Source organism: Streptomyces sp. NPDC059142 (genome assembly GCF_042755665.1).
In the GTDB taxonomy this organism is placed as follows: Bacteria; Actinomycetota; Actinomycetes; order Streptomycetales; family Streptomycetaceae; genus Streptomyces.
In genome coordinates this window covers 49,754-50,380 of sequence record NZ_JBHZDA010000047.1, presented here as the reverse complement: position 1 = coordinate 50,380, position 627 = coordinate 49,754, and the positions used below count along the sequence as shown (strand labels likewise).

The window sequence follows — 627 nt, the reverse complement described above, 5'->3', positions numbered from 1 at the left end:
AGATCCCGTCCCCCACCCCGCCCACCAAACTCGCGCGCGCCCCCGTGAGGAGTCGGGCTCGCGGGGGGGGGGGGGGGCCCCCCCCCCCCCCCCCCCCCGACGCGACACCGACAGCCTCAACCCACCAGGAGAAGCAGCATGCAGATCGAGCGTCAGAGCGACGAGCACGAGAACCGGGAGCGCGAGGAGGCGACGCCGGACCTGCTGGCCCAGATCGCGGATATGAAGGGGCGGTTCGCGGACGGCTACACCGACGGTGATATCCGCTCGGTCTTCGGCCGCATCCACGACGCCGGCGGCCCCTACCTGGTCTGCCTGTGGGACTACGCGGACGAGGCCGGGTTCGGAGGGAACTCCCAGTTCTACGCCGAGGGCGAGGACGGGTTCTACGAGGTCACCCCGGACATCCACCAGTGGCTCACCGGCGAGCAGGAGACGCCCGGAGCTGCGGACACCTGGGTGTGCGCGCCCGTCTCGGAGCCCTTCGAGCCCGATGTCAGCGACGACTTCCACAACTACGCCAGGTTCGGCGACTGACCGGCGTCCGGTGGGGGAGCGGGGGACCTGCTGGAACTGTCTCAACGAGCGCTGCGACCTGTGTGTCAAGCGGCAGCGGGGCGGCCCGCA

1 protein-coding gene is annotated in these 627 nt (G+C 71.1%); it reads left to right on the top strand.

What is annotated here, in order from left to right; translation table 11 throughout:
- The first annotated feature begins 138 nt into the window (after nt 1-138).
- Complete coding sequence (locus tag ACFXPK_RS18685) at nt 139-537, top strand: hypothetical protein (protein ID WP_385076720.1); 399 nt, start codon at nt 139-141, stop codon at nt 535-537.
- Nucleotides 538-627 lie beyond the last annotated feature (90 nt).